We start from the raw sequence: 26,437 nt of genomic DNA on the forward strand, positions 1-26,437 counted from the left end.
CATTGATCTGGTCGAGCTTCGAATAGCGCGTATTGGCGTAATCGACCGTCTGCAGCACGGGCTCGTCGGCGATGGCCGGGCCGGACGCAATGAGACAGAGCAGGAGGGCCGCGGCTCGTTTCATAGCTGACATCGGCGATCCTCCAACATGGCGTGAGCGTTCCGGCGGCTCCTCTATCACCGGATGCGGATCGATTCGCGGGCTTCCTTGCCGCTGGGATCGGGGCGATCATGTCTACCGTCATCCTTGCTATCCCGCCCGAACTCGTCTATGCGCCGCAGCTCGCGTTCGCTCCGGCTGGGGGCTGAACGGACGGTGCCGGCTTGTCCGGCATGCGGAGTTCGCTCCATCGTCCCGTGTCTCCGCCTTCGATCAACCGCTCGGGCCTTCAAACGGCTCGAAGGGCTTGGCGCCGGGTGAAACGCGTTGAACCGGCCCGACGATCGACATCCGCACATCCGTGCCGTCGGGCCCCTTTTGCTATGAAGGGCCCGTTATGCCTCTCTACGAACACGTCTTCCTGGCGCGCCAGGACGTGACGGCCCAGCAGGTCGAGACCATGGTCGAGACCTACAAGGGCGTCATCGAAGCCAATGGCGGCAAGGTCGAGAAGATCGAGATGTGGGGCGTGAAGTCCCTCGCCTACCGCATCAAGAAGAACCGCAAGGCGCATTTCACGCTCCTCAACGTCGACGCCCCCCCGGCGGCTCTCGCCGAGATGGAGCGCCAGATGCAGATCTCCGAGGACGTCCTGCGCTTCATGACCGTCCGCGTCGAAGAGCTCGAGTCCGAGCCGTCGGCGATGATGCAGAAGCGCGACCGCGACGACCGCAAGGATCGTGAGCGCGGCCGTCGTCGTGACGACGAAGGCTTCGGTGGTGGTGGATTCGGTGGCGACCGGGATCGTGGCGACCGCGGTGATCGCGGCGACCGTCCCGAGCGCAGCTTCGGCGGGGAGAACTAAGCCATGGGTTTCGGTGCTGGACCTGGTGCGGCTCCTGCCGCTGGTGGCGGTGGTGGTGCGGGCGGCGGACGTCGTCCTTTCTTCCGTCGTCGCAAGACCTGCCCGTTCTCGGGCGCGAACGCTCCCAAGATCGACTACAAGGACGTCAAGCTCCTGTCGCGCTACGTCTCCGAGCGCGGCAAGATCGTGCCGTCGCGCATCACGGCGGTGTCGGCCAAGAAGCAGCGTGAACTCGCCCAGGCGATCAAGCGCGCCCGCTTCCTCGGTTTCCTCCCCTACGTGATCAAGTAAGCCTCGACCTCTCCACGAGGTCCCCTCCTCCCCCTTGTGGGGAGGAGTTGGAGGTGGGGGTGGACTTCGGCCTGTGAAGGCTGGCGGCGCCACTCCCACCCTCGATCCCTCCCCACTAGGCGGAGGAAGCATTCGTATCGGCCGCATGCGCGCTGCCGGACGTCGTTGGGGCGAAATGAAACGCCTCTAACCCTGCCCTTTTCCGGGACAGCGGGACAGCGGGATCGATGACACAGTTTCTCGGTATCGGCATCGGCGCGGGCCTCGTCTCCGCACTCCTCTTCGGCGTCCTGCTGAAGGGCACTTTGCTGTCGATCGTTCTCTATCTGCTCGCCCCGCTCCCGATCCTGATCGTGGGCCTCGGCTGGAGCCACAAGGCAGCCCTCGTCGCTGCGATCACGGGCGCCATCGCGCTCTCCTTCCTGCAGCCCTTCCTCGGCCTCGGCTTCCTCGCCTATCTGGCGCTGCCGGCCTGGTGGCTGGCCTATCTCGCCCTGCTCGGCCGCCCGAATGCCGACGGCACCATGGAATGGTACCCGACCGGGCGGCTTCTCGCCTGGACCGCCGGCACGGCCGGGCTCGCCTTCGTCGCCATCGCGGTCATCGCGTCGCCGAACTTCGAGACCTTCCAGACCCAGTTGCGCGGGATGACGCGCACGCTGGTGACGATGCAGGGCAAGACCCGTGCGACGCCCCCCGCCGCTGCACCTGCAGGAACCCCTTCGACGACGGGGAATCCCTCGACCTCCGAGAGTCCCACGCCCACAGAGTCGCCCGCGACCCAGGCGGAATCGGATACGAAGACGGCGCCCTCCGCCGAACCCGGCACCGACCAGCAGAACGCGGTGGCGGATGCCCTGGCGACGATCGCCCCCGGACTGGCGACCCAGGGTCTTGCCGTGCTGCTCACCTTCTATCTCTGGGCCGCGGGCCGGATCGTGCGCATTTCCGGCCGCCTGCCTCGGCCCTGGCCCGACATCCCCTCAACCGCGATGCCGCGCTCCGTCCTCGGCATCCTGGGAGCGGCCTTCGTGCTGGCCCTGGTGCCGGGCTATCCAGGCGTCCTCGGCGTTTGCCTCATCGGTGCGCTGACCGCCGCCTTCGCCATGCAGGGCCTCGCCGCCTTCCACGACCGCAGCCGCGGCCGGCCCGGACGCATGGCCCTCCTGTTCGGGCTCTATCTGATCCTGTTCTTCACGCAGGGCGTCGCCCTTTTCGCCCTGACGCTGTTCGGCCTCGCCGACACCGCCTTCAACCGGCGCCGTCCCAAGGAGGACGCCGGACGAACCTGAGGCCCGTCTCCCGCATCACGCGGCCGGATCTCTCTCGACACACCCCACCCCAGCAAGGACCAAGATCATGGAAGTCATCCTCCTCGAGCGCGTCGCCAAACTCGGCCAGATGGGCGAGACCGTGAACGTGAAGCCGGGCTACGCCCGCAACTTCCTTCTCGCCCGCGGCAAGGCCCTGCGCGCCACCGCCGGCAACAAGAAGCACTTCGAGACCCAGCGCGCGCAGCTCGAAGCCCGCAACCTGGAGCGCAAGACCGAGGCCCAGTCCGTCGCCGAGACCCTCGAGGGCAAGAGCTTCGTGCTGATCCGTCAGTCGGGCGAGACCGGCGTGCTCTACGGTTCGGTCTCCACCCGCGATCTCGCCGAAGTCGTCACCGCCGAGGGCTTCACCGTCGGCCGCGATCAGTTCGCCCTCAACCAGCCGATCAAGACGCTGGGCCTGCACAACGTGCCGGTGGTGCTGCACCCCGAGGTCGAGGTGACCGTCACCGTCAACGTCGCCCGTTCGCCCGAAGAGGCCGAGCGTCAGGCCCGCGGCGAATCGACCACCGAGCGTGAGGCGTTCAACCTCGACGACCTCGGCCTCGAAGTCGGCGCCGCTCTCGCCGAGGCCGGTGACGACCGCGAGTAAGCATCCCCGCGAGAGCGGTGGAGAACGGGGATCGTCGCCCGAAGGGGTTGACTGGTTCCCGATTTGTTCCAGCATAGCGCCTGTCATCCCGAAAGGGGTGGCAGGCGTTTTTCGTGTTCGGTCACACGCACTCCGTCCCGTCCGATCACCTCATCCTGAGGTGCCGGAGCGCAGCGGAGGCCTCGAATGAGGCCTCCAGTTCGCGCGGTGGGTTCTGGAGCCCTCCTTCGAGGCCCGCTGAAGCGGGCACCTCAGGATGAGGTGAGAGGGGCGGCGCGAAAGGCGCGTCGCGCGATTCGGCTAAGGTTCGGCTAACCATGCCTGGGCCATGGTCGTGCGGTAGCGGAATGATGCGGCGACGGAATCGCCGCGCGGTGTCGAAGAAGTCGGAGCCTCGAGTCAGCCCATGGCCCTGCCCAACGCCCTGACGGCAAACCTACAGAGCGTCACGCAGGAGTTCCGCGTCGCGCCCCACAACATCGATGCGGAACAGGCGCTGCTCGGCGCGATCCTCGTCAACAACGACGCCTATTACCGGATCTCGGACTTCCTCCTGCCCGAGCATTTCATGGAGGATGTCCACCGCAAGATCTTCGAGGTCGCCGCCTCGCTGATCAAGGTCGGCAAGCTCGCGACCCCGATCACGCTCAAGACCTATCTCGGTGACGCCGATCTCGGCGGCCAGACGGTGATGCAGTATCTCGCCCGCCTCGCGGCCGAGGCGACCACCGTCATCAATGCGGGTGATTACGGCCGCACCATCTACGATCTCGCCATTCGCCGCCGGCTGATCACCATCGGCGAGGATCTGGTCAACGGTGCCTACGAAGCACCGGTGGAATCCTCGCCCCGCGACCAGATCGAGGGCACCGAGCGCCGGCTCTACGAGCTCGCCGAATCGGGCAAGTACGATGGCGGCTTCCAGAAATTTTCCGATGCGCTCACCGCCGCCGTGGACATGGCCGCCAAGGCCTACCAGCGCGACGGCAAGCTCTCGGGCATCGCCACCGGCCTGTCGGATCTCGACGCCAAGATGGGCGGTCTGCAATCCTCCGACTTGATCATCCTCGCCGGCCGCCCGGCCATGGGCAAGACCTCGCTGGTGACCAACATCGCCTTCAACGTCGCCAAGGCCTATCGGGGCGAGAAGCAGCCCGACGGGCGGATCGAGACCAAGAACGGCGGCATCGTCGGGTTCTTCTCCCTCGAAATGTCGGCCGAGCAGCTGGCGACCCGCATCATCGCCGAGCAATCGGGCGTGCCGTCCTACAAGATCCGCCGCGGCGACATCCGGCCGGAGGACTTCTACAAGATCACCGATGCCGCCCGGGACATGCAGACGATCCCGTTCTACATCGACCAGACCGGCGGCATCTCCATCGCGCAGCTCGCCGCCCGCGCCCGCCGCCTGAAGCGCCAGAAGGGTCTCGACCTCCTCATCATCGACTATCTGCAGCTGCTCTCCGGTTCGGGTAAGCGCAGCGACAACCGCGTGCAGGAGATGACCGAGATCACCACCGGCATGAAGGCGCTGGCCAAGGAACTCGCGGTGCCGATCATCGGCCTGTCGCAGCTCTCGCGTCAGGTGGAGAATCGCGACGACAAGCGCCCGCAGCTCTCCGACCTTCGCGAATCGGGCTCGATCGAGCAGGACGCCGACGTGGTGATGTTCGTGTTCCGCGAGGAATATTACGTCAACAACAAGAAGCCGCGCGAAGGCACGGAGGAGTTCTTCGCCTGGGAGGCGGAGATGAACCGCGTCCACGGCAAGGCCGAAGTCATCCTCGGCAAGCAGCGCCACGGCCCCACCGGCACGGTGGAGCTGCAGTTCGACGCCAACATCACGCGCTTCTCGGATCTGGCCAGCGAAGACCGGATGCCGGAGCGCATGTAATCGGTTCCATACCGCCGAGTGAGGGTGACCCTCTTCCTTCTTGTGGGGAGGAGTTGGAGGCGGGGATCGGTCCCCTAGCCTCAGCCAATCGAGGGGCCCCCAATCACCCCCGCTCCTAACCTCTCGCCACAAGGCTGAGATGGACGCGGCCCGCTTGAAAGAGCGGATGTAAATCCTTTAGCGCCGCCCTGAGGAGCGAAGGGCGCTACAGAGACCGTCGACTCTATGGTCCACCCTGCGAGAGACGGTAGACTCCGCTTCCTCACATGAGATTTGCAGGCAGCGGAGACTGCCCCATCACCGCGCTCGAACGAGATCCTGCAATGTCGATCGCTCATCCGGAGGCCGCCATTCACGGCGCCCGCCTCACCATCGACCTCGCGGCCATCGCCGAGAACTGGCGCCGGCTCGGCGCGCAGGCCCCGCACATCCCCTGCGCCGCCGTGGTGAAGGCCGACGCCTATGGCTGCGGTCTGGCCGTGGTTGCCCCGGTCCTGTGGCAGGCCGGCTGCCGGACGTTCTTCGTCGCGCATGCGAGCGAGGCGATCATCGCGCGGTCGCTCCTGCCGGAAGCCACGATCTACGTCCTCAACGGCCTGGCTCCCGGCAGCGGCCCCATCCTCGCCGCGCATACCCTGCGCCCGGTCCTCGGGTCGCGCGAGGAACTCGAGGAATGGGTGGCGCTGGGTGCAGAGGCGGGGAGACCGCTCGCCGCGGCCCTTCACATCGATACGGGTATGAACCGCCTCGGCCTGACAGTCCCCGAAGCCCTGGCTCTCGCCGGAGACCCGATCATCCCAGCGGCGGGGATCGACCTGCTCATGAGCCATCTCGTCAGCGCCGAACGGCCGGACGAGGCGATCAACCGACGCCAGTGCGAGGACTTCGACACGGTACGCCGCGCCTTTCCGGGCATTCCGGGTTCGCTCGCCAATTCTTCCGGTTGCTATCTCGGCGCAGGCATCGCGAACGACATGCTCCGGCCGGGCTACGCCCTGTTCGGCGGCAACCCGATGCCGTGGCGGTCGAACCCGATGCGGCCGGTCGTCCGCCTCGAAGCGCGGATCGCCCAGATCCGCGACGTGGAGACGGGGGAGAGCGCCGGGTACAATTCCCGCTGGACCGCTCCCGGTCCGCGACGGCTCGCCACCCTCTCCATCGGCTATGCCGACGGGTATCCGCGCTCGGCGAGCGGTCGCGGCCATGCCCTCGTCGGCGGGGTGCCCTGCCCCATCGTCGGCCTGATCTCCATGGACCTCATCATCCTCGACGTCACCGATGCGCCTGAGGCCCGTCGCGGCGAACCGGCGGTTCTCATCGGCGATTCCCTCGATGTGGACAGTGTAGGCCACGCCGCCGGCACCATCGGCTACGAAATCCTGACCAGCCTTGGTTCACGATATGTTCGTCGTTATGTAGAGTCTACCGACTGATCCGGCGATTCCAAATCCACCGCCTCATCCTGAGGTGCTGAAGCGAAGCGTAGGCCTCGAAGGAGACCTCCAGGGCCGGCGGCGCCATCTGGAGTTCTCCTTCGAGGCCCGCTGACGCGGTCACCTCAGGATGAGGGCGCGGGTTGGATGGCCGCAGACTGTCGTCCGTGCTTCCTCAAAAGGCGATCATGGCCAAGATCCACCAGACCTTCGTCTGCCAATCCTGCGGCGCCGTCTACAATCGCTGGCGCGGGCGCTGCGAAGCCTGCAACGGCTGGAACACGATCGTCGAGGAAACGGGCGCGAGCGGTCCGCAGGCCGGGCCGGTCAAGACGCGGCCGAGCCGGGCGCGGGGGCGGGTGTTTCCTCTGGAAGGGCTCACCGGCGAGGCCCGCGAGGCCCCGCGCATTCCCTCCGGCATCGGCGAACTCGACCGGGTGACCGGCGGCGGCTTCGTGCGCGGCTCGGTGATTCTGCTCGGCGGCGATCCCGGCATCGGCAAGTCGACCCTGCTGATGCAGGCCACCGCCGCCATGGCGCGCACCGGCGAACGGGTCGTCTACATCTCCGGCGAGGAGGCGGTGGCGCAGGTGCGCCTGCGGGCCGAGCGCCTCGGCTTGTCGAGCGCGTCGGTGGATCTCGCCGCCGAAACCAATGTCGAAGATATCGTCGAGACCCTCAGTCAGGGGCGCCCGCCGGCACTCGCCATCATCGATTCGATCCAGACCATGTGGACGGAGACGGTGGAATCCGCCCCCGGCACGGTGACCCAGGTCCGATCCTCGGCCCAATCGCTGATCCGCTTTGCCAAGACCACCGGGACGGCGGTGATCCTCGTCGGCCATGTGACGAAGGACGGTCAGATCGCCGGGCCCCGCGTGGTGGAGCACATGGTCGATGCCGTGGCCTCGTTCGAGGGCGACCAGGGCCATCACTTCCGTATTCTGCGGGCGGTGAAGAACCGCTTCGGCCCCACCGACGAGATCGGCGTGTTCGAGATGACCGATCGGGGCCTCGCGGAGGTGCCCAACCCCTCGGCGCTCTTCCTCGCGGGACGCGACCATGCGGCACCGGGCACGGCGGTCTTCGCCGGCATGGAGGGCACGCGGCCCCTGCTGGTGGAGATCCAGGCCCTGGTGGCGCCCTCTTCCCTCGGCACGCCGCGCCGCGCCGTGGTGGGCTGGGATCCCAACCGCTTGTCCATGGTGCTCGCCGTGCTGGAGGCTCATGGCGGCATCCGGCTCGGCACCCACGACGTCTATCTCAATGTCGCAGGGGGCCTGCGCATCACGGAGCCGGCGGCGGATCTCGCAGTAGCAGCCGCCCTGGTCTCATCGCTGTCGGGCGCGGCCCTGCCGGGCGAGACCGTCTATTTCGGCGAGATCGGTCTCTCGGGAGCGATCAGGCCGGTGGCGCAGGCACCGTCGCGGTTGAAGGAAGCGTTGAAGCTCGGCTTCGCCAAAGCCGTCACGCCACAGGGACGCAACGAGGTCGGCGACAATTCCCTACCCACGGAAGCCCTGCGCCACATTGCGGATCTCGTGGCCGGCATCGCCAGCGGCGCGCCCAAACGCGGCCGGCCCGAGCGCAACCCGGCGCGATACGAATACGAAGACGACGAGTGAGGCCGGCGAAGGGAGGGCGTACCGGAGGGTGACGGCCGAGTTTCCGCACGATATACAGGCGCGGCGGCGAGGGGGAGCCGCACGAGCAGGCCATCGTCAGCCCCTCTGCCCCGTGCGACCATACCAATCAATGCCGTTTTCCGTTCTCGATCTGGCCGTTCTCGGCATCGTCGTCATCTCGGCCCTTCTGGCCGCCGTCCGCGGCGCGACGCGCGAGGTTCTCGCCATCGTCGCCTGGGTCGCCGCCGCCGCGGTGGCGTGGAAGCTCTATCCCCTGCTGCTGCCCACGGTGAGCCAGCACGTCTCCAACGCCACCGTGGCGCTGGTGGCCTCCATCGCCACCATCTTCCTCCTCACCCTCGTCATCGTCTCGATCATCACGGTGAAGGTCTCCGACATGATCCTCGATTCGCGCATCGGCGCGATCGACCGGTCCCTCGGCTTCGTCTTCGGCGCTGGGCGCGGCTTCCTCATCTGCGTGATCGGCTGGGTGTTCCTGGCCTGGCTGGTTCAGGGCAAGATGCCTGATTGGGCGGCGCAGGCTCGCAGCCGCCCGATGCTCGAGAAATCGGGCGACGCCCTGGTGGCGCAGCTGCCGGAGAACCCGGAAGGGTTCCTGAAGCAGTTCAAGAAGTCCAAGGGCGACGGCACGGCGGACCCGGTCGAGCCGGCCGGTGAGGGCGATACGGCGCCCGCGCAACGCCGGACGGAGTCGCCCGCACGACGCTGACCTTCTCACGCAGCGCGTCTGATCTGCGTGGCAAGCCGCTTGGTTGCGGAACCAAGGCCGACTAAATGACGGCTTCTTGCAGGAAGCGGCCGTCGTCATAAAACGGTCGCAGGATGCAAGCCGGTCCGTGGACGGTGCCGAAACCGGCAGCGGCGGGCCACCTTAGGATCGCAGAACCAGATGTCAGCACGCAGCGCGAGCGCCCGCCATTCGGTCGACGTGGTGGATGGGCTGGACCGGGACGGGGACACGCTGCGCGAGGAGTGCGGCGTCTTCGGCATTTTCGGCCATCCGGACGCCTCAGCCATCGTGGCGCTCGGCCTCCACGCCCTCCAGCACCGGGGCCAGGAGGCGGCGGGCATCGTCTCCTTCGACGGGCACATCTTCCATTCCGAACGCCGGCCCGGCCTCGTCGGCGATTCGTTCTCCGACCGCTCCACCATCGAGCATCTCGAAGGCTCGGCCGCCATCGGCCACGTGCGCTACTCGACGACCGGAGGCACGATCCTCCGCAACGTCCAGCCGCTCTTCGCCGAACTCGCCAGCGGCGGCCTCGCGGTGGCCCATAACGGCAACCTCACCAATGCCCTCTCCATCCGCCGCGACCTCGTCCGCGACGGCGCGATCACGCAGTCGACCTCCGACACGGAAGTGATCCTGCACCTCGCCGCCCGCAGCCGCGCGCCCCTCATCGTCGAGCGCTTCACCGAGGCCCTGCGGCAGGTCCAGGGCGCCTACGCCATCGTCGCGCTCACCAACAAGAAGCTCATCGGCGCCCGCGACCCCCTCGGCATCCGCCCGCTGGTCATCGGCGAACTCGACGGACGCTACATCCTCGCCTCGGAAACCTGTGCGCTCGACATCATCGGTGCGAAGTTCATCCGCGACGTGGAGAACGGCGAGATCGTCGTCATCTCCGAGGAGGGCATCGAATCGATCCGGTTCGCGCCGGCGCAGCCCATGCGCCCCTGTATCTTCGAGTACATCTACTTCGCCCGGCCGGATTCCGTAGTGAACGGCAAGAGCGTCTATTCCGTCCGCAAGAATATCGGCCACGAACTGGCCCGCGAATCCGCCACCGCCGCCGATGTGGTTATCCCGGTGCCGGATTCCGGCGTGCCGGCAGCCCTCGGCTTCGCGCAGGAGACCGGCCTGCCCTTCGAGATGGGGATCATCCGCAACCACTATGTCGGGCGCACCTTCATCCAGCCGACCCAGTCGGTGCGTGAACTCGGCGTGCGGATGAAGCATTCGGCCAACCGCGCCGTGGTGGAAGGCAAGCGCATCGTCCTCGTGGACGACAGCCTCGTGCGCGGGACCACATCGGTGAAGATCGTGCGGATGATGCGCGAGGCCGGTGCCAAGGAGGTGCATTTCCGCATCGCCTCGCCGCCGATCACCTATCCGGATTTCTACGGCATCGACACGCCTGAGCGCGAGAAGCTGCTCGCCGCCACCCACGACCTCGAAGGCATGCGCCGCTACATCGGCGCGGATTCCCTTGCCTTCCTCTCCATCGAGGGCCTCTACAAGGCCATGGGTGAGGAGAGCCGGAATGAATCCTGCCCGCAATATACCGACCATTGCTTCACGGGCGACTACCCGACCGGCCTGACCGACCTCGCCATCGCCGGGCCGAAGCGTCTCGCGATGCTCGCCGAAGCGGATTGATCCGACCCATGACGAAGCCCCTCGACGGCCGCATCGCCCTCGTCACCGGCTGCTCGCGCGGCATCGGCCGGGCGGCGGCCCTGGCCTTGGCCGAGGCCGGGGCTCACATTGTCGCCGTTGCCAGGACGCAAGGGGCACTGGAAGAATTGGACGACGCGATCCGGCAGGCGGGATCGAGCGCGACGCTCGTGCCCCTCGACCTGACCGATTTCGACGCGATCGACCGGCTCGGCCAGAGCATCTACGAGCGCTGGCAGAAGCTCGACGTGGTCGTGGGCAATGCCGGTATCCTCGGCAATCTGACGCCCCTCGGCCACGTGACGCCCAAGACCTGGACGCAGGTGATGGACATCAACGTCACCGCCAACTGGCGCTTGCTCCGTTCCGTCGACCCGCTGTTGCGGAGGTCGGATGCGGGCCGCGCTATCTTTGTCACCTCCGGCGCCGCGCAGAAATGCAAGGCCTATTGGGGGCCGTACTCGGTTTCGAAGGCCGCTCTCGACGCCCTCGTGCGCACCTACGCGGCGGAGACCGAGACCACGCCGATCAAGGCCATGCTGCTTAATCCCGGCCCCCTCCGCACCTCCATGCGCAAGGCGGCGATGCCGGGCGAGGACGAGACGACACTGAAGACTCCAGACGCCCTCGCACCGCATTTCGTGCGTCTCGCGAGCCGGGATTGGGATCAATCGGGCAAGATCTACGATTTCCCCAGCGACCGGGTGCTGACGCCGCAGATGGCGGCTTAGCTTTTCTGTCACCCATAACCTGCCCGCGACCTCATCCTGAGGTGCTGGAGCGAAGCGAAGGCCTCGAAGGAGGGCTCCAGGACTCGCAGTGCGGTCTGGAGCCCTCCGTCGAGGCCGCTTCGCGGCACCTCAGGATGAGGTCGGTGGCGGGAGTGACCCGCCTTCATCGAGGTTTCCATCATGATCGACGTTCGCTGCATCTGCGCCATCGGCCTGCGCGGCCAGTTGGGCCTCAACGGGCACCTGCCCTGGGAGGGCAACACCGATCCGCTCTTCGTCGAGGACGTGACGCGCTTCTTCGCGCTGACCATGGGGCACGTGCTGATCGCCGGGCCAAAGACCGTGGCCTCCGTGCCGGACTTCGCCTTCAAGGACCGCACCATCGACGTCATCCGCAGCCACGAGGACCCGGAAGAGGTGCTCAAGCGCTATCCGGGCCGGCGCATCTTCGTCGGCGGCGGCATCACGGTCTGGAACGTTTACGCCAAGTACATCCAAAACTGGGACATCACCCGCCTGCCCTATGACGGCGAGGCCGACCGCTGGTTCGATCCGGCCTGGCTGGTGGGTGGCGCATTGCGAAGCTGAGGAGCAACGACCTTTCGCCCTACGAGTTGATGGAGGTCGCTCGCAGGATGATGGCATGACCGCGCATAGCTACCGTTTCGGCATCGAGGAGGAATACTTCCTGGCCGATGCCGAGACGCGAGGGACGCCGCGGCGGTCGGTGAAGCCGTTCCATACCGAAGCGAGCGAGCGCCTGCCCGAGATCGGGCGCGAGATGCTGCAGTGTCAGGTGGAGGTCTGCACACCGCCCTCCACGGAGTTCAGCGAGGCGCGAGAGATCCTGGCCGGGCAGCGCGATGCCCTCGGCCGGCTGGCCAAGAAACACGAGCTTATGGTCTTCGCCGCCGGCACCCATCCGGTGGCGGATTGGGCGCGGCAATTACCGACGAAGGGCGAGCGCTATCGCGGCATCCTCAAGGATGTGGGTCTCGCCGGCCGCCGCAGCCTGATCTGCGGCATGCATGTCCATGTGGAAGTGCCCGATCCCGCGGCCCGGATCGACCTGATGAACCGGCTGCTGCCGTTCCAGCCCCTGCTCTTCGCGCTCTCGGCCTCGTCGCCGTTCTGGCAGGGCAAGCCGACGGGGCTCACCGCCTACCGCCTGAGTGCATTCGGTGAATTGCCCAGAACGGGGTTGCCGCAGCTCTTCTCCGGTCAGGAGGCATATGAGCGCTATCTGCGGATCATGACCAAGGCCGGTTCGATCCAGGATGCCAGCTTCCTGTGGTGGTCGCTTCGTCCGTCGATCAAGTTTCCCACGCTGGAGCTTCGCGTGGCGGATTCCTGCACCCGGCTCGAGGATGCTCTCACCGTGGCGGCACTCTTCCGCTGCCTCGTGCGCTGCGTCGTGCGCCAGCCGGACCTCAACGCCGATCTCGACGGCGTCTCTCTCGCCCTGGCCGAGGAAAACCTCTGGCGCACCCAGCGCAGCGGCACCGAGGCCGAGATCATCGACGAGACCAGCGAGGATGCCCTCCCCTTCGCCGACGCCCTCGACAAGGTGCTGGCCCTCATCGATGCGGATGCCGACGCGCTCGGCTGCGGCGCGGAGGTGGAGCGCGCCCGCACCATCGTGGCGAAGGGCACCAGCGCCGACCGCCAGATCGCCGTTTTCGAGGCCGCGCGCGAGAAGGGCCGCACCAACCGCCAGGGACTGGACGACGTGGTGGACTGGCTGAGCGAAACAACCTGCGGGTCGTGAAGCTCAGCCCTTGTTGTCCTTGTCGAACGGGTTCTTCGAGGTGCGCAGGGACAGCCGGATCGGCACGCCGGGCAGGTCGAAGGCCTCGCGCAGGTTGTTGACGAGATAGCGCGTGTAGGATTTCGGCAGGCCGTCGAGCTGGTTGCCGAACAGGGCGAAGTGCGGCGGGCGGCTCTTCACCTGGGTGGCGTAGCGGATCTTGATGCGGCGGCCGGCCACCGCCGGCGGCGGGTTGCGCTGGGTCGCCGCGCTGAGCCAATCGTTGATCTTGGAGGTGGAGACGCGGCGGTTCCAGACCTCGAATGTCTCGGTCACGGCCTTCATCAGCGCGTCGATGCCGTCACCGGCCAACCCCGACAATGGAACTACGGAGACACCGCGCACCTGCGGTAGCAGGCGGGTGCAATCCTCCCGCAGCTTCTTCAGCAGGCCGGGCTGGTCCGCCACGAGATCCCACTTGTTGAGGCCGATGACCACGGCCCTGCCCTCGCTCTCGATGAGATCGATGATGGTCAGGTCCTGCTTCTCGAACGGGATCGTGGCATCGAGGAGCACCACCACCACCTCGGCAAAGCGCACGGCGCGCAGGCCGTCCGACACGGCGAGCTTTTCGAGCTTGTCGTCGATGCGGGCCTTGCGGCGCATGCCGGCGGTATCGTGGAGCTTGATGCGGCGGCCGCGCCATTCCCAGTCGAGGGAGATCGAATCCCGCGTGATGCCGGCCTCGGGCCCGACGAGCAGGCGCTCTTCGCCGAGCATCCGGTTGATGAGGGTGGACTTGCCGGCATTGGGGCGGCCGACGATGGCGACCTTCAGCGAGCGATTCGACGGGTCGTCGTCGTACCCCTCTTCCTCGTCGTCGAGCTTGGGCAGAGCCTCGGTGAGCGCGTCATGCAGCTCGCCGATACCCTCGCCATGTTCGGCCGAGAACGGGATCGGGTCGCCGAGCCCGAGGGAGAACGCCTCGTAGGCGCCGGACAGACCGGTGCCGCCCTCGGCCTTGTTGGCAACGAGCACCACCGGGCAGCCGGCCCGGCGCACCAGTTCGGCGAAAGGCTGGTCGGCGGGGAGGATGCCGGCACGGGCATCGATGACGAACAGCACGACGTCGGCTTCGAGGATCGCGGCTTCGGTCTGTGCGCGCATGCGGCCGAGCAGCGAATCGGCATCGGCCTGTTCGAGGCCCGCCGTATCGATGATGCGAAACACCAATCCGCCGAAGTTGACGTCGCCCTCGCGCCGGTCGCGGGTCACGCCGGGGCGATCGTCCACGAGGGCGAGCTTCTTGCCCACCAGACGGTTGAAGAGGGTCGACTTGCCGACATTCGGCCGTCCGACGATAGCGACGGTCGGCATGTCCATGGTGGTCTCGATTCAGTCGTCGTACGGAGAAAATTCGTCGTGCAGGCGTCGTGCCGAAATTCGGCTCAGCGCGTCACGGGCGGGGGTGCGGCCGGCTCGGAGGCGGGAGCCGCGGTCACCGTGACCGGACCGCCGGCCACGAGGGCAGCATAGACCTCGATACGCTGGCGCAGGTTCGCCGGCGTCTGCGGATCGGCGACGATCTGGTCGAACCAGCGCCCGGCGGCATCGTATTCGCCGCGCTTCAGCGCCACGAGTCCGAGCATTTCGCGAGCGGTGTGGCGGAACGCGCCGGTCGGGGCGGCGAGCCCCTGGAGACTGGCGAGCGCGGTATCGGGATTCTGCTGGTCGAGGCGGATCAGGGCGGCGCGCAGGCGGGCGAGGTCGCGCAGGCCATCGCTGAGCTTGGTGTCGGCGGCCAGCGCATCGTACTCGGTCGCGCCGGCGGCGGCGTCGCGCTTGGTGGTCTCGGTGGCGGAGCGGAACCGGGCCAGCATCCGGTAGCCGCCCGGTGCATCGGCTTCCAGCGCCTCAAAGGCCTTGTCGGCCTCCGTACCCTTGCCATCCTTGGCGAGACGATTGGCGGCCTCGAACTTCTCCGACGCCGCTTCCGCACGAACGCGCTGATCGTGCTGCCAGTAGCGATAGCCCCCGACGCCGGCCACGACGAGAATCGCAACAGCGATGATCAGACCACTGTAGCGCTTCCAGATCCGGGCGACCTGATCACGGCGATAGTCTTCGTTGACCTCGCGGATGAACTCGTTGTTCTCGGCCATATCGTCTCACGCCGACCGCGATACGATCGACGGCCTTGAGGAAAATCCAAGCCCGGCGCGTAGCACAGCGCAGCCGGCTTGGCGACTGGATAGCTTGGAGAGCGGCGAGCGGTGAGTGCGGCCGGTCTCAGGCCTGCCCCGGCCAGGCCGCCACGCCGATGAGCAACGGGTGGAGATATCTGGCGAAGGCGAACCAGACGACGAAGCCGACAACGACCGCGAGCGCATCGTTACGCCAGCCGGCCGGAGCCGCGACGGCGCCGTGCTGGGCGGCCACCGCGCCAGCCGACAGGGCGCGGCGCTTGGCGTTGATCCGGGCGATCACCGCCCAGGCGAGGAAGCTACCGAACAGCAGGATCGAGCCGAGGTCGCCATTGGCGAGGAGATGGGCCGTCGCCCAGATCTTCACCGCCAGCAGCATCGGGTGCTTGGCCCGCGCCCGGATGTGGCCGGGCAGGTAGGCGGAGGCCAGAGCGATGAAGGCGAGGAGCGTCAGCAGCAGCGCGAGATGGCGCGTCCAGACCGGCGGGTTCCAGACCTGGATGTAGCCATCCGCGCGGTATTGTCCGAAACCATAGGCGATGAGCACGATGCCGACGATCGACAGCACGGTATAGCCGAGCTTGAACCGGCTCTCGCCCACCTCGTCGATGACGCCCGCGCGCTTCGTCCTCAACATGGAAAAGGCATGCGTGCCGAGGAAAAGCACGAGACCGAGGATGAGGATGAGCATGAAGGGCCTTCGAATCGAGCCTGTGGATCGCGGGAGCCGCGCCAGGCCGGGTGAAGCAGACTGTAACGGTTCAAAACCCAAACCGGCGCGGATGTCCAGGCTCATCCGATGACGCGGCTTCTCGCGCTCCTCCTGCTCGTCCTGCTTCCTCAAGAGGTCGCGGCGCGGTCCGAACCGCCGCTTTCCGCCCTCACCCTGGTCGGAGCGCCGACGACGATCTTCAAGGCCGGCCGTGATGCCTGCGACGGGGCGGACGTGCCGGACGCCTCCGCCCGAGCCTTCCGCGACTCAGCGGGCGGCGTCGCCCTGTTCGGCATGCATTACCGCAACAGGGCCCTGCGCGGACCGAGCCTCGACCAGTTGAAGCTCGACTGCGCCGTGGTGCTCGATTCCGGCGAGAAGGCCGATCCGGCGGCCTATGACGACCGCTCCTGGATCACGGCCACATGGACCGACGACGGCAAGGCCGTCTCGGCCCTCCTCCACCACGAGTACCAGGCCAACGAGCACGAGGGCCGCTGCCGCTCGAAGGTCTATATCGAGTGCTGGTACAACACGATCGTCGCCGCCTCCTCCGGCGATGGCGGCCGCAGCTTCACCCGCGCCAAGCCGCCCGTCATTGTGGCGGGGGCGCCGTTCCGTCAGGAGGTCGGCCAGGGCCGGCAGCGGGGCTTCTTCAATCCATCGAACATCGTGGCGGACGGGCGCTGGCGCTACGTGCTCATCGCCACCACCGGCTGGTCTTCCAGCGGCAGCGAGCAATCCGCCGGGGCCTGCCTGTTCCGCACCGACACGTCGTCCGATCCGACGCGCTGGCGGGCCTGGACCGGGCTCGGCTTCACCGCCGCCTTCCCCGATCCCTACACCAAGCCGACCCTGCTCACCGAACCGTGCAAGCCGTTGGAGCCGTTCGGCCTGCCCGTGGGCGCGGTGGTGCGCCACCGCGGCACGAGGGCCTGGATCGCCGTCTTCATGGCCGCGTCCGGCGCCAAGGTTCCGCAATCCGGTTTCTACTGGACGACGTCACGCGACCTCCTCACCTGGGATCAGCCGCGCCTGCTCCTCGCCGGCGCCACGCTCTACGACGATCCCTGCACGGCCAAGGGCGACCTCATCGCCTATCCGTCGATTCTCGATCCAGAGGCGACCGGCCGCAACTTCGACGATGTGGGCGACACCGCCCTCCTCACCTACGTGACGCTGCGCCGGGAGGGCTGCCAGGTGACCTCGGACCGCGACCTCGTCCGCAGACCATTGGCGCTCAAGGTCTGGCCGTAAGGCGGAAGCGGATCGTCATCACGGCCGGCCCCTATCCGGCATGGGGCGGACTTCGTTACCGAGACCGTGCCGTTGGAGACGAACCTGCCGGCCCGGCGGCATCGCACGTCTCCGTGTCAGAACTTCACCAGTTCCACGCGCCGGTTCTTTGCCCTGCCCTCCTCGCTGCCATTGGAGGCGACCGGGCTGGCGGCCCCGAAGCCCTTGGCTCTCAGCCTCTCCTTCGCGACGCCCGACGCGATGAGCCTGGCCATGACCGCCCTGGCGCGGCCATTGGAGAGCGACTGGTTGTGCCCGGCGGACCCGGTCTCGTCGGTGTAGCCGTTGATCGCCAGCTTGAGACCGGGATTCGTCTTCAGCAGCCTCGTCACCGCTTCGATCTGAGCCACGGAATCCGGTAGGATCTCGCTCTTGTCGGTGGCGAAGTTGACATGGATCACCGCCCGCCCGGTCTTGTCTATGTCCTGCTTCAGCTGCTCGGCGGGCAGCAGGGAGGCGGTCTGGGCGAACGGCTTTGTCTCGAGGATGGTCCAGCTCGCGTTGTTGCTGCCGGGCACGAAATGCACCCAGATCTGCCGGTCCGGACGGCGGATCACCCATGTCTGCGTCCGTTCGGAGTAGACGTTGCCGAGGCCTTCATACATGCCCATCTTGACCTCCTCCGGCAGGGTATCGGTCACTGAGGTGGGCATCTGGCTGTCGGTGAGCTTTCGTCCGCCCGCCTGGGTCAGCACGGCCTCGATGTTCTTCTTCAACTCATAGGACGAGTAGGTCTTACCGTCCTTGGCACCGATGAGGGACAGGAAAACCTTGCCGTCGACGTCGTGGAGCGCGGTGCCCGTCCAGAACGGAAAATGCCCGAATTCGCGGGACTCTGGCGGGTTCACCGGCTGGTAGCCCGCGGGCAGCGCGAAATAAGGAAAGCCGCCGAGGGGCACGGTCGAGACGGGAATGTCGTCGAGCGCCACGGCGCCCGGTATGGTCCCGCCCCCGGGAGACGATGGACCCGCGACCGGCTCGGCCCTGCTCTCGCTCGCGGCATAGGTGAACGCCAACAGAATCCAGACCAGCTTCAATGCTCTCATCATCCACTCCGGCACGATGACGGCGCCGACAGACCGGGCCATCTTAGACGGACTCACGGGAAAGCGGGCCTTCACGGGGCGGCAAGAGATGCCACCCCGGCGCACGGTGTCGAGTCGGACGGATGTCCGATGGACCCCGACCGCCCCCTCTGCCGACCACGCAACCTTGCTGCCCTCGGCCGCACTGGCTATATTACTGGATACATCTGGAGCCGATCATGGGAAGTTCGCAGAATCGCGCAATCCGGAATTATCGCTCTCGCCTTGGCGAGCGTGGCCTCGCGCGTTTCGAAGTGCTCGGCCGAGATACCGATCGCGACCTCATCCGGTCGCTCGCCAGACGCCTGTCCGAAGACACGCCCGAAGCCTCGGAGCTTCGTGCGACCGTCAGCCAGTCGATCGCTGGCGCTCCGCCCAAACCAGGCGGCATCCTCGCTGCGTTGCGGCGTTCGCCGCTGGTGACTGCGGAACTCGATCTTTCCCGCCCCCGTGAAGAGGGACGCAAGATCGACTTGTGACGCGCTATCTCTTGGACACCAACATCATCAGCAACGTCGTCAAGCCGCAGCCGTCGGACTCACTTCTGGCGTGGATGTCGACTCAGCGCGATGAGGACCTGTTCATCGCGTCATTGACCGTCGCTGAAATCCGCCGCGGGATTTTGGAGAAGCCACAGGGGAAAAAGCGCGAGGCGCTCGAGAGATGGTTCTCCGGACCGGAAGGACCCCAAGCGCTGTTTACGGGCCGTATCCTCTCGTTCGACGACAAAGCAGGCCTGATCTGGGCACAGCTGATGGCGGCGGGGAAAGCGGCCGGCAACCCGCGCAGCGGGCTCGACATGATCATCGCCGCAATCGCCGGTGCGAATGACTGCGTGGTCGTCACCGACAACGAAAAGGATTTCGCCGGAGTCGAAATCCTCAATCCTATGCGCGGATCGATCTGATGCGGCGCCGGGATCCCGAAGGGTACGGAACGGCGAATTCTATCCCACTCTATCAGCGTGTCGTGGAGCGATCCGGCGCAACGTCCGCGACGCCCGAAATCATTCCCACTCGATCGTGCCGGGCGGCTTCGAGGTGATGTCGTAGGTCACCCGGTTGATGCCCTTGACCTCGTTGATGATGCGGGTGGCGACGCGGCCGAGGAAGGCCATGTCGAAGGGGTAGAAATCCGCCGTCATGCCGTCGACCGAGGTGACGGCGCGGAGAGCACAGACATGGTCGTAGGTGCGGCCGTCGCCCATCACGCCCACGGTCTTCACCGGCAGGATCACCGCGAAGGCCTGCCAGATCGTGTCGTAGAGGCCGGCCTTGCGGATCTCGTCGAGATAGATCGCATCGGCTTTCCGCAAAGCCTCCAGCTTCTCGGCCGTAATGGTGCCGGGGCAGCGGATGGCGAGGCCGGGGCCGGGGAAGGGATGGCGGCCGACGAAGGCCTCGGGCAGGCCGAGCTCCTTGCCGAGCACCCGGACCTCGTCCTTGAACAACTCGCGCAGGGGCTCCACGAGTTGCATGTTCATGCGCTCGGGCAGGCCGCCGACATTGTGGTGGCTCTTGATCGTCACCGAGGGACCGCCGGTGAAGGACACGCTCTCGATCACGTCGGGGTAGAGCGTCCCCTGGGCGAGGAACGCCGCGCCGCCGATCTTCTTCGCCTCCTCGTCGAACACGTCGATGAACAGGCGGCCGATGGTCTTGCGCTTGATCTCCGGGTCGCTGACGCCTTCGAGCTCGCCGAGGAACAGCTCCTGCGCCTGAACATGGACCAGGGGGATGTTGTAATGGTCGCGGAACAGCCGCACGACCTCATCGGCCTCGCCCATGCGGAGCAGGCCGTGATCGACGAAGACGCAGGTGAGCTGGTCGCCGATCGCCTCGTGGATCAGCACCGCCGCCACTGAGGAATCGACGCCGCCCGACAGGCCGCAGATCACCCGCTCCTTGCCGACCTGCTCGCGGATCTTGGCGATGGCCTCCTCGCGGTAGGCGCCCATGGTCCAGTCACCGGTGCAGCCGGCGATGTCGCGCACGAAGTTGCGGATCAGCAGGGCGCCGTGCGGGGTATGGGCCACCTCCGGGTGGAACTGGACCGCGTAGTAGTTGCGCGACTCGTCGGCCACCGCCGCGAAGGGCGCGTTCTTCGACAGGGCGACGGTGGTGAAACCGTCGGGGAGCTTGGTCACCCGGTCGCCGTGGCTCATCCAGACCGGATAATGCTCGCCCACATGCCAGACGCCCTTGAACAGGGGACAGTCCGAAATGATCTCGATCTCGGCGCGGCCGAACTCGGCATGGTGCCCGCCCTCGACCTCGCCGCCGAGCTGGGCCGCCATGGTCTGCTGGCCGTAACAGATGCCGAAGACCGGCACGCCCGAATCGAACACCACCTGGGGCGTGCGGGGCGAGGCCTCGGTCGTCACCGATTCGGGGCCGCCGGAGAGGATCACACCCTTCGGCTTCGATTCGGCGAAGGCCTCAGCCGCCTTGGTGAAGGGGACGATCTCGCAATAGACCCCCTCCTCACGCACGCGCCGTGCGATGAGCTGGGTCACCTGGCTGCCGAAATCGACGATGAGGATCTTGTCGTGGTCGGTATTCATGGATCGGAGTTAGACGAGGCCCCGCCATGGTGCAACGCGCAGCGTCCGCAGGGGACACGTCGCCCACATGCATCAGGCGTGGCCCTGCCTAGCGACGGACGGAAGGCGGGATAATTAACAAAGGATTCACACAATCTGCGCGATTCATCCCGCCCTTCCAACAGACAGGAGCTTACGCAATGAGAGCAACCCTCTTCGGATTGGCAGCCATCACCCTCGCCGGCATCGGCTCGGCATCGGCTCTGCCGCTCGCCGGCATGACCCTTTCCGCTCCCGCCGCCGCGATCGAGCAGGTGCGGGTCGTCTCGCGCACCGTCGTCAGGGGCCCCCGTTGCCGGACGGTCGTGACGAAGCGTCGGGGTCCGTATGGCCGGGTGACGATGGTGCGTACGCGCCGCTGCTTCTGAGCACCGACCTTCGCGCCATCGACTCGGTGGCGCGAAGGCGCCGCTGGAATGGCTCGCTCTCAGAGCCATTCCAGCGGCTTTCACGCCCGGAGGAAGCCACGATGGCGACGGTGTCGTCGGCCGCCCGGCAAGGAGGGCCGGCGGTCGAGGCGCATCAGCCGCGTCGTTCCAAGGTGGCGACGTAGAAGCCGTCCGTGCCCGTGAGGGCCGGACTCATCTGCAGGCCGTGCTCGGTGAACCGCACCACCCCTGCGAGGCCCGGCGCATGCTCGGCAGCCACCCGCTCGGCCGGCAGGATCGTCAGCCCGCCATTCGCCCGTGCGAGGATGCCATCGATGGCGCCGTCGTTCTCCTCCCGCAGCAGGGAGCAGGTGATGTAGGTGATCCGTCCGCCCGGCCGCACCAGGCGCGACGCCCGGTCGAGCACCTCGGCTTGGTCCGTGACGCGGGCGCTCAGCGAACCGGGGCGCAGCCGCCATTTGGCGTCGGGGTTGCGCCGCCATGTCCCCGAGCCGGTGCAGGGCGCGTCGACCACCACCCGGTCCACGGTGCCGTCGAGGTCGCCGAGCACATCGGCCCGCGCGCGTCCGCCGCGTGGGGTGCGGATCTCGGCCTCGGCACCGGAGCGGCGCAGCCGGTCATGGATCGGGGCGAGCCGGCGCGGGTCGTCGTCGGTGGCGATGAGCCGTCCCTCGTTCCGCATCATGGCCGCGAGGGCGAGGGTCTTGCCGCCGCCGCCCGCGCAGAGATCGACCACGGTCTCGCCGGCGCGCGCGCCGGTCAGGGCGCCGGCGATCTGGGAGCCCTCGTCCTGGATCTCGTACCAGCCGTCGAGGAATTCCGGCTCCACATGCAGGGCGGGACCTCGACCATCCTCGCCGATGGGAATGCGCAGGCCATTCGGGGCATGCGGCGTCACGACGGGCGCCAGATGGGCGAGCCCGGCCAGGGCCGTCTCGCGGTCGCGCTTGAGTGTGTTGATCCGGATGTCGAGGGGCGCGCGGCGGGCCAGCGCGCGCAACTCATCGAGGAGGACATCGCCGAACAGGTGGCTGAGTGAAGGCAGGATCCAGTCCGGGACGTCTCCGGCCACATGGGCCGGAGCATCGGCGAGCGTGCCCTCGGCGATGGCCGTGCGCTCGGCATCGGTCAGGGGATCGGGCGCGAAGCGCTCGCCGGAGAACAGCTCGCCGATGGTGGGCGCCGCGAGTCCGTGCTGCAGCCGCAGCATGCCGATGAGGATGGCGCGCGGGGCCTCGTCCCCCATGATCCAGGCGGATGAAGCCCGGCGGCGCAGGGCGTCGTAGACGAGGCTCGCGATGGCCGCGCGGTCGCCGGAACCGGCGAAACGGTGGGCGAGGCCCCAATCCTTGAGGGCATCCGCGGCCGGACGGCGTCGCCCGGCAATGTCGGCGAGCACTTCGATTGCGGCGGAGAGACGGGCGGGAGGGGTCAGGACGAAATCCTCAAGGTTAGGGAAGGGTGACCGCGGTCGATCGTCGCCGCGATACGGTCACGCTTTGAGCCGGGGTTGGACACATTACAGCCGAGCTTCCGGCGAGATCAGCCCTCAGACAGGCAGGGTGGCGGATCTGTCTCGTGGCCTTGCTGCGCCAGAGCCCACTGCATCAACGTACGGAGCTTCGCAATCGTCATGTCGCCCATCATTCACCTGACCCTCGCGGGCATCGTCCTCATGAGCGTCGCCGCCTGCTCCACCGCCCCCGCCGTCGATCTGACGCCTCCGCCCCAGCGCCCCTACGATGCTAAAACTCAGCTGGAATACGGCAACCCGCCCCCGCCGCCGCCGGCCCCGCGCTACTGAGCGACCGACTTTCGGGGCCGCCGCTCAGGACGCCTCACGGGCGCGACGGTTCTCGTAGGCCTTGAGATGCGTGTAGACCCGGTCGAGCATCGGGTGCGCGCCCTCTCGCCCGCGGGAGATGAGATCGCCGATGACGTGATCGGCCTCGATCCGCGCCTGGTTTTCGATGTCACGCAGCATCGAGGCGGTGAAGGCCGACCCCTGCGCGGTCAGCGTCGCCTGCGTGTTCCGCATCACCTTGTCCCGTGGCGCATAGCCGGCATCCTCGGCGATCCCACGACATTCCTCCATCAGCGCCTCGATGAAGGCGAGACCGCCCGGCGCGGCGACGATGTCGCCGACCGTCGCCCGCATCAGGCAGGTCGCCCCGGCGAGCGTCGCCAGGAACGTCCACTTCTCCCACATTTCGAGAACCATCGCCTCGCTCAGACGGGCCTGGAACGCGACGCCCTGCATCAAGGCTTCGATCCGCTCCACCCGCTCGGAACGGCCGCCGGCCCGCTCGCCATAGGTGAGGCTATGGAGCGGGCTCATCATGCGGATCTCGCCATCCGCCGTCACCGTCGCCGCGATGGCGCAGGAGCCGCCGAGAACCCGCTCCGGCCCGAAAGCGGCGTCGAGGATGTCGAGATGGCGCAAGCCGTTGAGGACGGGCAGCACAAGCGTCGTGGGACCGACGGCCGGTGCCACGTCGGCGATGGCGGCGTCGAGGTCGTAGGCCTTGCAGCTGAGGAGGACGAGATCGAAGCCACCGCCCTTCCCCGCCGCGAGATCGGCGGCCGTGAGCGTCGCCGGTTCGGCGATGTGGACGTCGCCCACAGGGCTTTTCACCCGGAGCCCCGACGCGGCCAGAGCCTCGGCCCGGGCCGGCCGCACGAGGAAGGTGACGTCCTTGCCCGCCTCGACGAGGCGCGCTCCGAAATATCCGCCGGTTGCACCGGCGCCGACGACGAGCACGCGCATGGGACGATCCTCAACCTCGATAAGTCTCCCTCTTTACCGGACGAGGGCGGCGACTTTCCAGGCGTGAACGGAAATTCCGAACCTCAGACCCCGATCGGAGCGAGGAAGACGCGCACCGCGAAGACGATCCACATCACCAGAAGCACCAACGCCCCGAGCGTATAGGCCTGGAAACGGTAGGGGACGTGGTTCGAGGTGACGTAGACGCCCGCATGAATGACGCGGGACGCGACGAAGATCCAGGCCAGGACCACGAAGAGAAGATCGGCCTTCTTCGTGTAGAGGGCCAGCGGCACCAGGGCGAAGAACAGCACCGGCAGTTCGAACTGGTTCGAGAACGCATTGGCTGCCTGCTGCGCGCGGGGCGGCCAGTTGCGCTGGCCCATCGAGACCTCGCCGGCCTTAACCGAGCCGGTCCTGACTTCCGCCAGGCGCACGCGGCCGAGCCAAAACATCAGCACGAAGATCAGCAGAACCTGCGCGAAGACGGGGGCGAGGATGGCCTGGACGGTCATGATGAAGCCTGTTGGTCCGCATCACCGGCCGAGGGCGGCAAGCGGACCGTCGCAGGGGAGGACGATGGCGGGCGGTTCGAACGGGTTGGACTGTCGGTGGATGAGGCGCGCGACACTCGGCCACTCGTCTGACCCGATCAGCACGCCATCGAGGCCGAGTGCCAGTCCGATCCGCGCCGGCACCGGCCAAAGCCGGGCGACGGGACGGATCGGACTGCGTATCGCGGTCAGGCGCGGCTGGGGTAGTTCGGGCTCTCGCGGGTGATGGTCACGTCATGGACGTGGCTCTCGCGCAGGCCCGCATTGGTGATGCGGACGAACTGCGCCTTGTCCTGGAACTCGGGGATGGTCGGCGCGCCGACATAGCCCATGGCCGCACGCAAGCCGCCGGCGAGCTGGTGCAGCACCGCCGCCACCGGGCCCTTGTAGGGCACCTGACCTTCGATCCCCTCAGGGACCAGCTTGTGGGTGTCGCTGACCTCGGCCTGGAAGTAGCGGTCGGCCGAGCCGCGCGCCATGGCGCCCACCGAGCCCATGCCCCGGTAGCTCTTGTAGGAGCGGCCCTGGTGCAGGAACACCTCCCCCGGCGCCTCGTCGGTTCCGGCGAGTAGCGAGCCCAGCATCGCCACGGAAGCACCGGCCGCGATCGCCTTGGCGAGATCGCCCGAGAACTTGATTCCGCCATCGGCGATGACCGGCACGTCGGCCCGGTCGGCCGCCTCAACCGCTTCCATCAGAGCGGTGAGCTGGGGCACGCCGACGCCGGCCACGATGCGGGTAGTGCAGATCGAACCCGGGCCGATACCGACCTTGATCGCATCCGCGCCGGCATCGATCAGCGCCTGGGCTCCGTCGCGAGTAGCGACGTTGCCAGCCACGATCTGCACGGTGTTGGAGAGCTGCTTCACCCGGCGCACGGCGTCGAGCACCTTGATCGAATGCCCGTGGGCGGTGTCGACCACGATCACGTCGCAGCCGGCATCGATGAGACGCTCGGCCCGCTCGAAACCGTTATCGCCGGTGGTGGTGGCGGCGGCGACCCGGAGGCGGCCCTGCTCGTCCTTCACCGCGCCCGGATAGGCCACCTGCTTCTCGATATCCTTCACCGTGATCAGGCCGATGCAGCGGTAATGGTCGTCGACCACGAGGAGCTTCTCGATGCGGAACTGGTGAAGCAGGCGCTTGGCCTCCTCCTGGTTCACGCCCTCGCGCACGGTGATGAGCCGGTCGCGGGTCATCAGCTCGGCGACGGTCTCGGAGGGGTTCGTCGCGAAGCGCACGTCGCGGTTGGTGAGGATGCCGACGAGCTTGCCGCGCGAGCCGTTGGGGCCGCGCTCCACCACCGGAATGCCGGAGATGCGGTTCTGCTTCATCAGCGAGAACGCGTCCGCCAGGGTCTCGTCGGGATGGATGGTGATCGGGTTGAGCACCATGCCCGATTCGTACTTCTTGACGAGGCGGACCTGCTCGGCCTGCTCGGCCGGCTCGAGATTGCGGTGGATCACGCCCATGCCGCCGTTCTGGGCCATGGCGATGGCCATGGGCGCCTCGGTGACGGTGTCCATGGCCGAGGCCAGGATCGGCATGTTGAGGTGGATCGAGCGGGTCAGCCGCGACGCGATGCTGACCTCGGTGGGCATCACCGAGGATGCGGCGGGGCGGAGAAGCACGTCGTCGAAGGTCAGGCCCTCGATGATGGAATCCGCGGTGATACGAGCCATGTGCCAACTCCCGAAACGGTGAGAGGCGCCGGGCTGGAAACAGCTGTCGGCGCCGAATGCGTTGGCACGGCGCAGTATCATGGGGCCGGACCCTGCGCAAAGGCAGGATCGCGGCATC

General features: G+C 67.3%; 27 protein-coding genes. 17 read left to right on the forward strand and 10 right to left on the reverse strand.

The features are described 5' to 3' along the window. The first annotated feature begins 497 nt into the window (after positions 1–497). From rpsF to RQI43_RS02515, 12 genes are all read left to right on the forward strand, one after another. A complete protein-coding gene (gene rpsF, locus RQI43_RS02460) occupies positions 498–965 on the forward strand; it encodes a 30S ribosomal protein S6 (protein WP_018045048.1) in 468 nt (155 codons plus the stop codon). 3 nt (positions 966–968) lie between these two features. Continuing rightward, entirely contained in the window at positions 969–1,256 is a 288-nt protein-coding gene (gene rpsR, locus RQI43_RS02465; RefSeq protein ID WP_056432380.1) for a 30S ribosomal protein S18, read from the forward strand. Positions 1,257–1,483: 227 nt separating this feature from the next. Beyond that, positions 1,484–2,548, forward strand: coding sequence for a hypothetical protein (locus tag RQI43_RS02470; protein WP_311274109.1), 1,065 nt, complete (start codon positions 1,484–1,486; stop codon positions 2,546–2,548). Between the two features lie 67 nt (positions 2,549–2,615). Beyond that, positions 2,616–3,179: a 50S ribosomal protein L9 gene (gene rplI, locus RQI43_RS02475; protein WP_056140488.1), complete on the forward strand. Its 564-nt coding sequence runs from the start codon at positions 2,616–2,618 to the stop codon at positions 3,177–3,179. A gap of 406 nt (positions 3,180–3,585) precedes the next feature. Next, positions 3,586–5,073 carry a replicative DNA helicase gene (locus RQI43_RS02480; protein WP_056254796.1) on the forward strand — a complete coding sequence of 496 codons (1,488 nt, stop codon included), beginning with the start codon at positions 3,586–3,588 and terminating at the stop codon, positions 5,071–5,073. 323 nt (positions 5,074–5,396) lie between these two features. Then, positions 5,397–6,506: an alanine racemase gene (gene alr / locus RQI43_RS02485; protein WP_311274110.1), complete on the forward strand. Its 1,110-nt coding sequence runs from the start codon at positions 5,397–5,399 to the stop codon at positions 6,504–6,506. A 188-nt stretch (positions 6,507–6,694) separates the two neighbouring features. Continuing rightward, positions 6,695–8,131: a DNA repair protein RadA gene (gene radA / locus RQI43_RS02490; RefSeq protein WP_207413177.1), complete on the forward strand. Its 1,437-nt coding sequence runs from the start codon at positions 6,695–6,697 to the stop codon at positions 8,129–8,131. Between the two features lie 130 nt (positions 8,132–8,261). After that, the gene (locus RQI43_RS02495; protein WP_056432373.1) at positions 8,262–8,861 is read left to right on the forward strand and encodes a CvpA family protein; all 600 of its coding nucleotides are present in this window, start codon (positions 8,262–8,264) and stop codon (positions 8,859–8,861) included. A 180-nt stretch (positions 8,862–9,041) separates the two neighbouring features. After that, on the forward strand, positions 9,042–10,532 hold the full coding sequence (gene purF, locus RQI43_RS02500; protein WP_018045057.1) for an amidophosphoribosyltransferase: 1,491 nt from the start codon (positions 9,042–9,044) through the stop codon (positions 10,530–10,532). An 8-nt stretch (positions 10,533–10,540) separates the two neighbouring features. Beyond that, positions 10,541–11,281 carry an SDR family NAD(P)-dependent oxidoreductase gene (locus RQI43_RS02505; protein WP_311274111.1) on the forward strand — a complete coding sequence of 247 codons (741 nt, stop codon included), beginning with the start codon at positions 10,541–10,543 and terminating at the stop codon, positions 11,279–11,281. A 180-nt stretch (positions 11,282–11,461) separates the two neighbouring features. Continuing rightward, complete coding sequence (locus RQI43_RS02510; protein WP_056432367.1) at positions 11,462–11,869, forward strand: dihydrofolate reductase; 408 nt, start codon at positions 11,462–11,464, stop codon at positions 11,867–11,869. 55 nt (positions 11,870–11,924) lie between these two features. Beyond that, a complete protein-coding gene (locus tag RQI43_RS02515) occupies positions 11,925–13,049 on the forward strand; it encodes a carboxylate-amine ligase (protein WP_311274112.1) in 1,125 nt (374 codons plus the stop codon). Positions 13,050–13,052: 3 nt separating this feature from the next. Here the strand turns inward: RQI43_RS02515 and der are convergent, their stop codons facing one another. The 3 genes from der to RQI43_RS02530 all read right to left on the reverse strand — a co-directional run bounded on the left by der (position 13,053) and on the right by RQI43_RS02530 (position 15,923). Beyond that, complete coding sequence (gene der, locus RQI43_RS02520; protein ID WP_056432361.1) at positions 13,053–14,411, reverse strand: ribosome biogenesis GTPase Der; 1,359 nt, start codon at positions 14,409–14,411, stop codon at positions 13,053–13,055. 65 nt (positions 14,412–14,476) lie between these two features. Beyond that, the gene (locus RQI43_RS02525; RefSeq protein ID WP_311274113.1) at positions 14,477–15,190 is read right to left on the reverse strand and encodes a tetratricopeptide repeat protein; all 714 of its coding nucleotides are present in this window, start codon (positions 15,188–15,190) and stop codon (positions 14,477–14,479) included. 127 nt (positions 15,191–15,317) lie between these two features. Beyond that, positions 15,318–15,923 (reverse strand): NnrU family protein, encoded by a 606-nt coding sequence (locus RQI43_RS02530; RefSeq protein WP_311274114.1) that lies wholly within the window; start codon positions 15,921–15,923, stop codon positions 15,318–15,320. Positions 15,924–16,031: 108 nt separating this feature from the next. On the opposite strand from RQI43_RS02530, the gene RQI43_RS02535 reads away from it, so the two are divergent. Beyond that, positions 16,032–17,201 carry a hypothetical protein gene (locus tag RQI43_RS02535; RefSeq protein WP_311274115.1) on the forward strand — a complete coding sequence of 390 codons (1,170 nt, stop codon included), beginning with the start codon at positions 16,032–16,034 and terminating at the stop codon, positions 17,199–17,201. A gap of 116 nt (positions 17,202–17,317) precedes the next feature. Here the strand turns inward: RQI43_RS02535 and RQI43_RS02540 are convergent, their stop codons facing one another. Next, entirely contained in the window at positions 17,318–18,328 is a 1,011-nt protein-coding gene (locus RQI43_RS02540; RefSeq protein WP_311274116.1) for an OmpA family protein, read from the reverse strand. Between the two features lie 176 nt (positions 18,329–18,504). Between RQI43_RS02540 and RQI43_RS02545 the strand changes: the two genes are divergently transcribed. Both RQI43_RS02545 and RQI43_RS02550 read left to right on the forward strand, forming a co-directional pair. Then, positions 18,505–18,804 carry a hypothetical protein gene (locus tag RQI43_RS02545; protein WP_311274117.1) on the forward strand — a complete coding sequence of 100 codons (300 nt, stop codon included), beginning with the start codon at positions 18,505–18,507 and terminating at the stop codon, positions 18,802–18,804. After that, positions 18,801–19,232, forward strand: coding sequence for a type II toxin-antitoxin system VapC family toxin (locus tag RQI43_RS02550; protein ID WP_311274118.1), 432 nt, complete (start codon positions 18,801–18,803; stop codon positions 19,230–19,232). Before RQI43_RS02545 ends, RQI43_RS02550 begins: the two co-directional genes overlap by 4 nt. A 99-nt stretch (positions 19,233–19,331) precedes the next feature. On the opposite strand, the gene guaA is transcribed toward RQI43_RS02550, so the two are convergent. Beyond that, on the reverse strand, positions 19,332–20,888 hold the full coding sequence (gene guaA, locus RQI43_RS02555) for a glutamine-hydrolyzing GMP synthase (RefSeq protein ID WP_056432343.1): 1,557 nt from the start codon (positions 20,886–20,888) through the stop codon (positions 19,332–19,334). A 179-nt stretch (positions 20,889–21,067) separates the two neighbouring features. On the opposite strand from guaA, the gene RQI43_RS02560 reads away from it, so the two are divergent. Continuing rightward, positions 21,068–21,295: a hypothetical protein gene (locus RQI43_RS02560; protein WP_311274119.1), complete on the forward strand. Its 228-nt coding sequence runs from the start codon at positions 21,068–21,070 to the stop codon at positions 21,293–21,295. 154 nt (positions 21,296–21,449) lie between these two features. Here RQI43_RS02560 and RQI43_RS02565 read toward each other — a convergent pair whose 3' ends face one another. Continuing rightward, positions 21,450–22,751 carry an RsmB/NOP family class I SAM-dependent RNA methyltransferase gene (locus RQI43_RS02565; protein WP_311274336.1) on the reverse strand — a complete coding sequence of 434 codons (1,302 nt, stop codon included), beginning with the start codon at positions 22,749–22,751 and terminating at the stop codon, positions 21,450–21,452. Positions 22,752–22,949: 198 nt separating this feature from the next. Between RQI43_RS02565 and RQI43_RS02570 the strand changes: the two genes are divergently transcribed. Further along, positions 22,950–23,120 carry a hypothetical protein gene (locus RQI43_RS02570; protein WP_200919196.1) on the forward strand — a complete coding sequence of 57 codons (171 nt, stop codon included), beginning with the start codon at positions 22,950–22,952 and terminating at the stop codon, positions 23,118–23,120. Positions 23,121–23,144: 24 nt separating this feature from the next. Here the strand turns inward: RQI43_RS02570 and panE are convergent, their stop codons facing one another. From panE to guaB, 4 genes are all read right to left on the reverse strand, one after another. Next, the gene (panE, locus tag RQI43_RS02575) at positions 23,145–24,083 is read right to left on the reverse strand and encodes a 2-dehydropantoate 2-reductase (protein WP_311274120.1); all 939 of its coding nucleotides are present in this window, start codon (positions 24,081–24,083) and stop codon (positions 23,145–23,147) included. A gap of 83 nt (positions 24,084–24,166) precedes the next feature. Beyond that, positions 24,167–24,598 (reverse strand): MAPEG family protein, encoded by a 432-nt coding sequence (locus tag RQI43_RS02580; RefSeq protein WP_311274121.1) that lies wholly within the window; start codon positions 24,596–24,598, stop codon positions 24,167–24,169. A 21-nt stretch (positions 24,599–24,619) separates the two neighbouring features. Then, positions 24,620–24,781 (reverse strand): hypothetical protein, encoded by a 162-nt coding sequence (locus RQI43_RS02585; RefSeq protein WP_311274122.1) that lies wholly within the window; start codon positions 24,779–24,781, stop codon positions 24,620–24,622. A gap of 44 nt (positions 24,782–24,825) precedes the next feature. Beyond that, complete coding sequence (gene guaB, locus RQI43_RS02590; protein ID WP_056432325.1) at positions 24,826–26,319, reverse strand: IMP dehydrogenase; 1,494 nt, start codon at positions 26,317–26,319, stop codon at positions 24,826–24,828. Between the last annotated feature and the right edge of the window lie 118 nt (positions 26,320–26,437).

Origin of the sequence: Methylobacterium sp. WCS2018Hpa-22, assembly GCF_031843785.1 — a bacterium.
GTDB lineage: Bacteria > Pseudomonadota > Alphaproteobacteria > Rhizobiales > Beijerinckiaceae > Methylobacterium.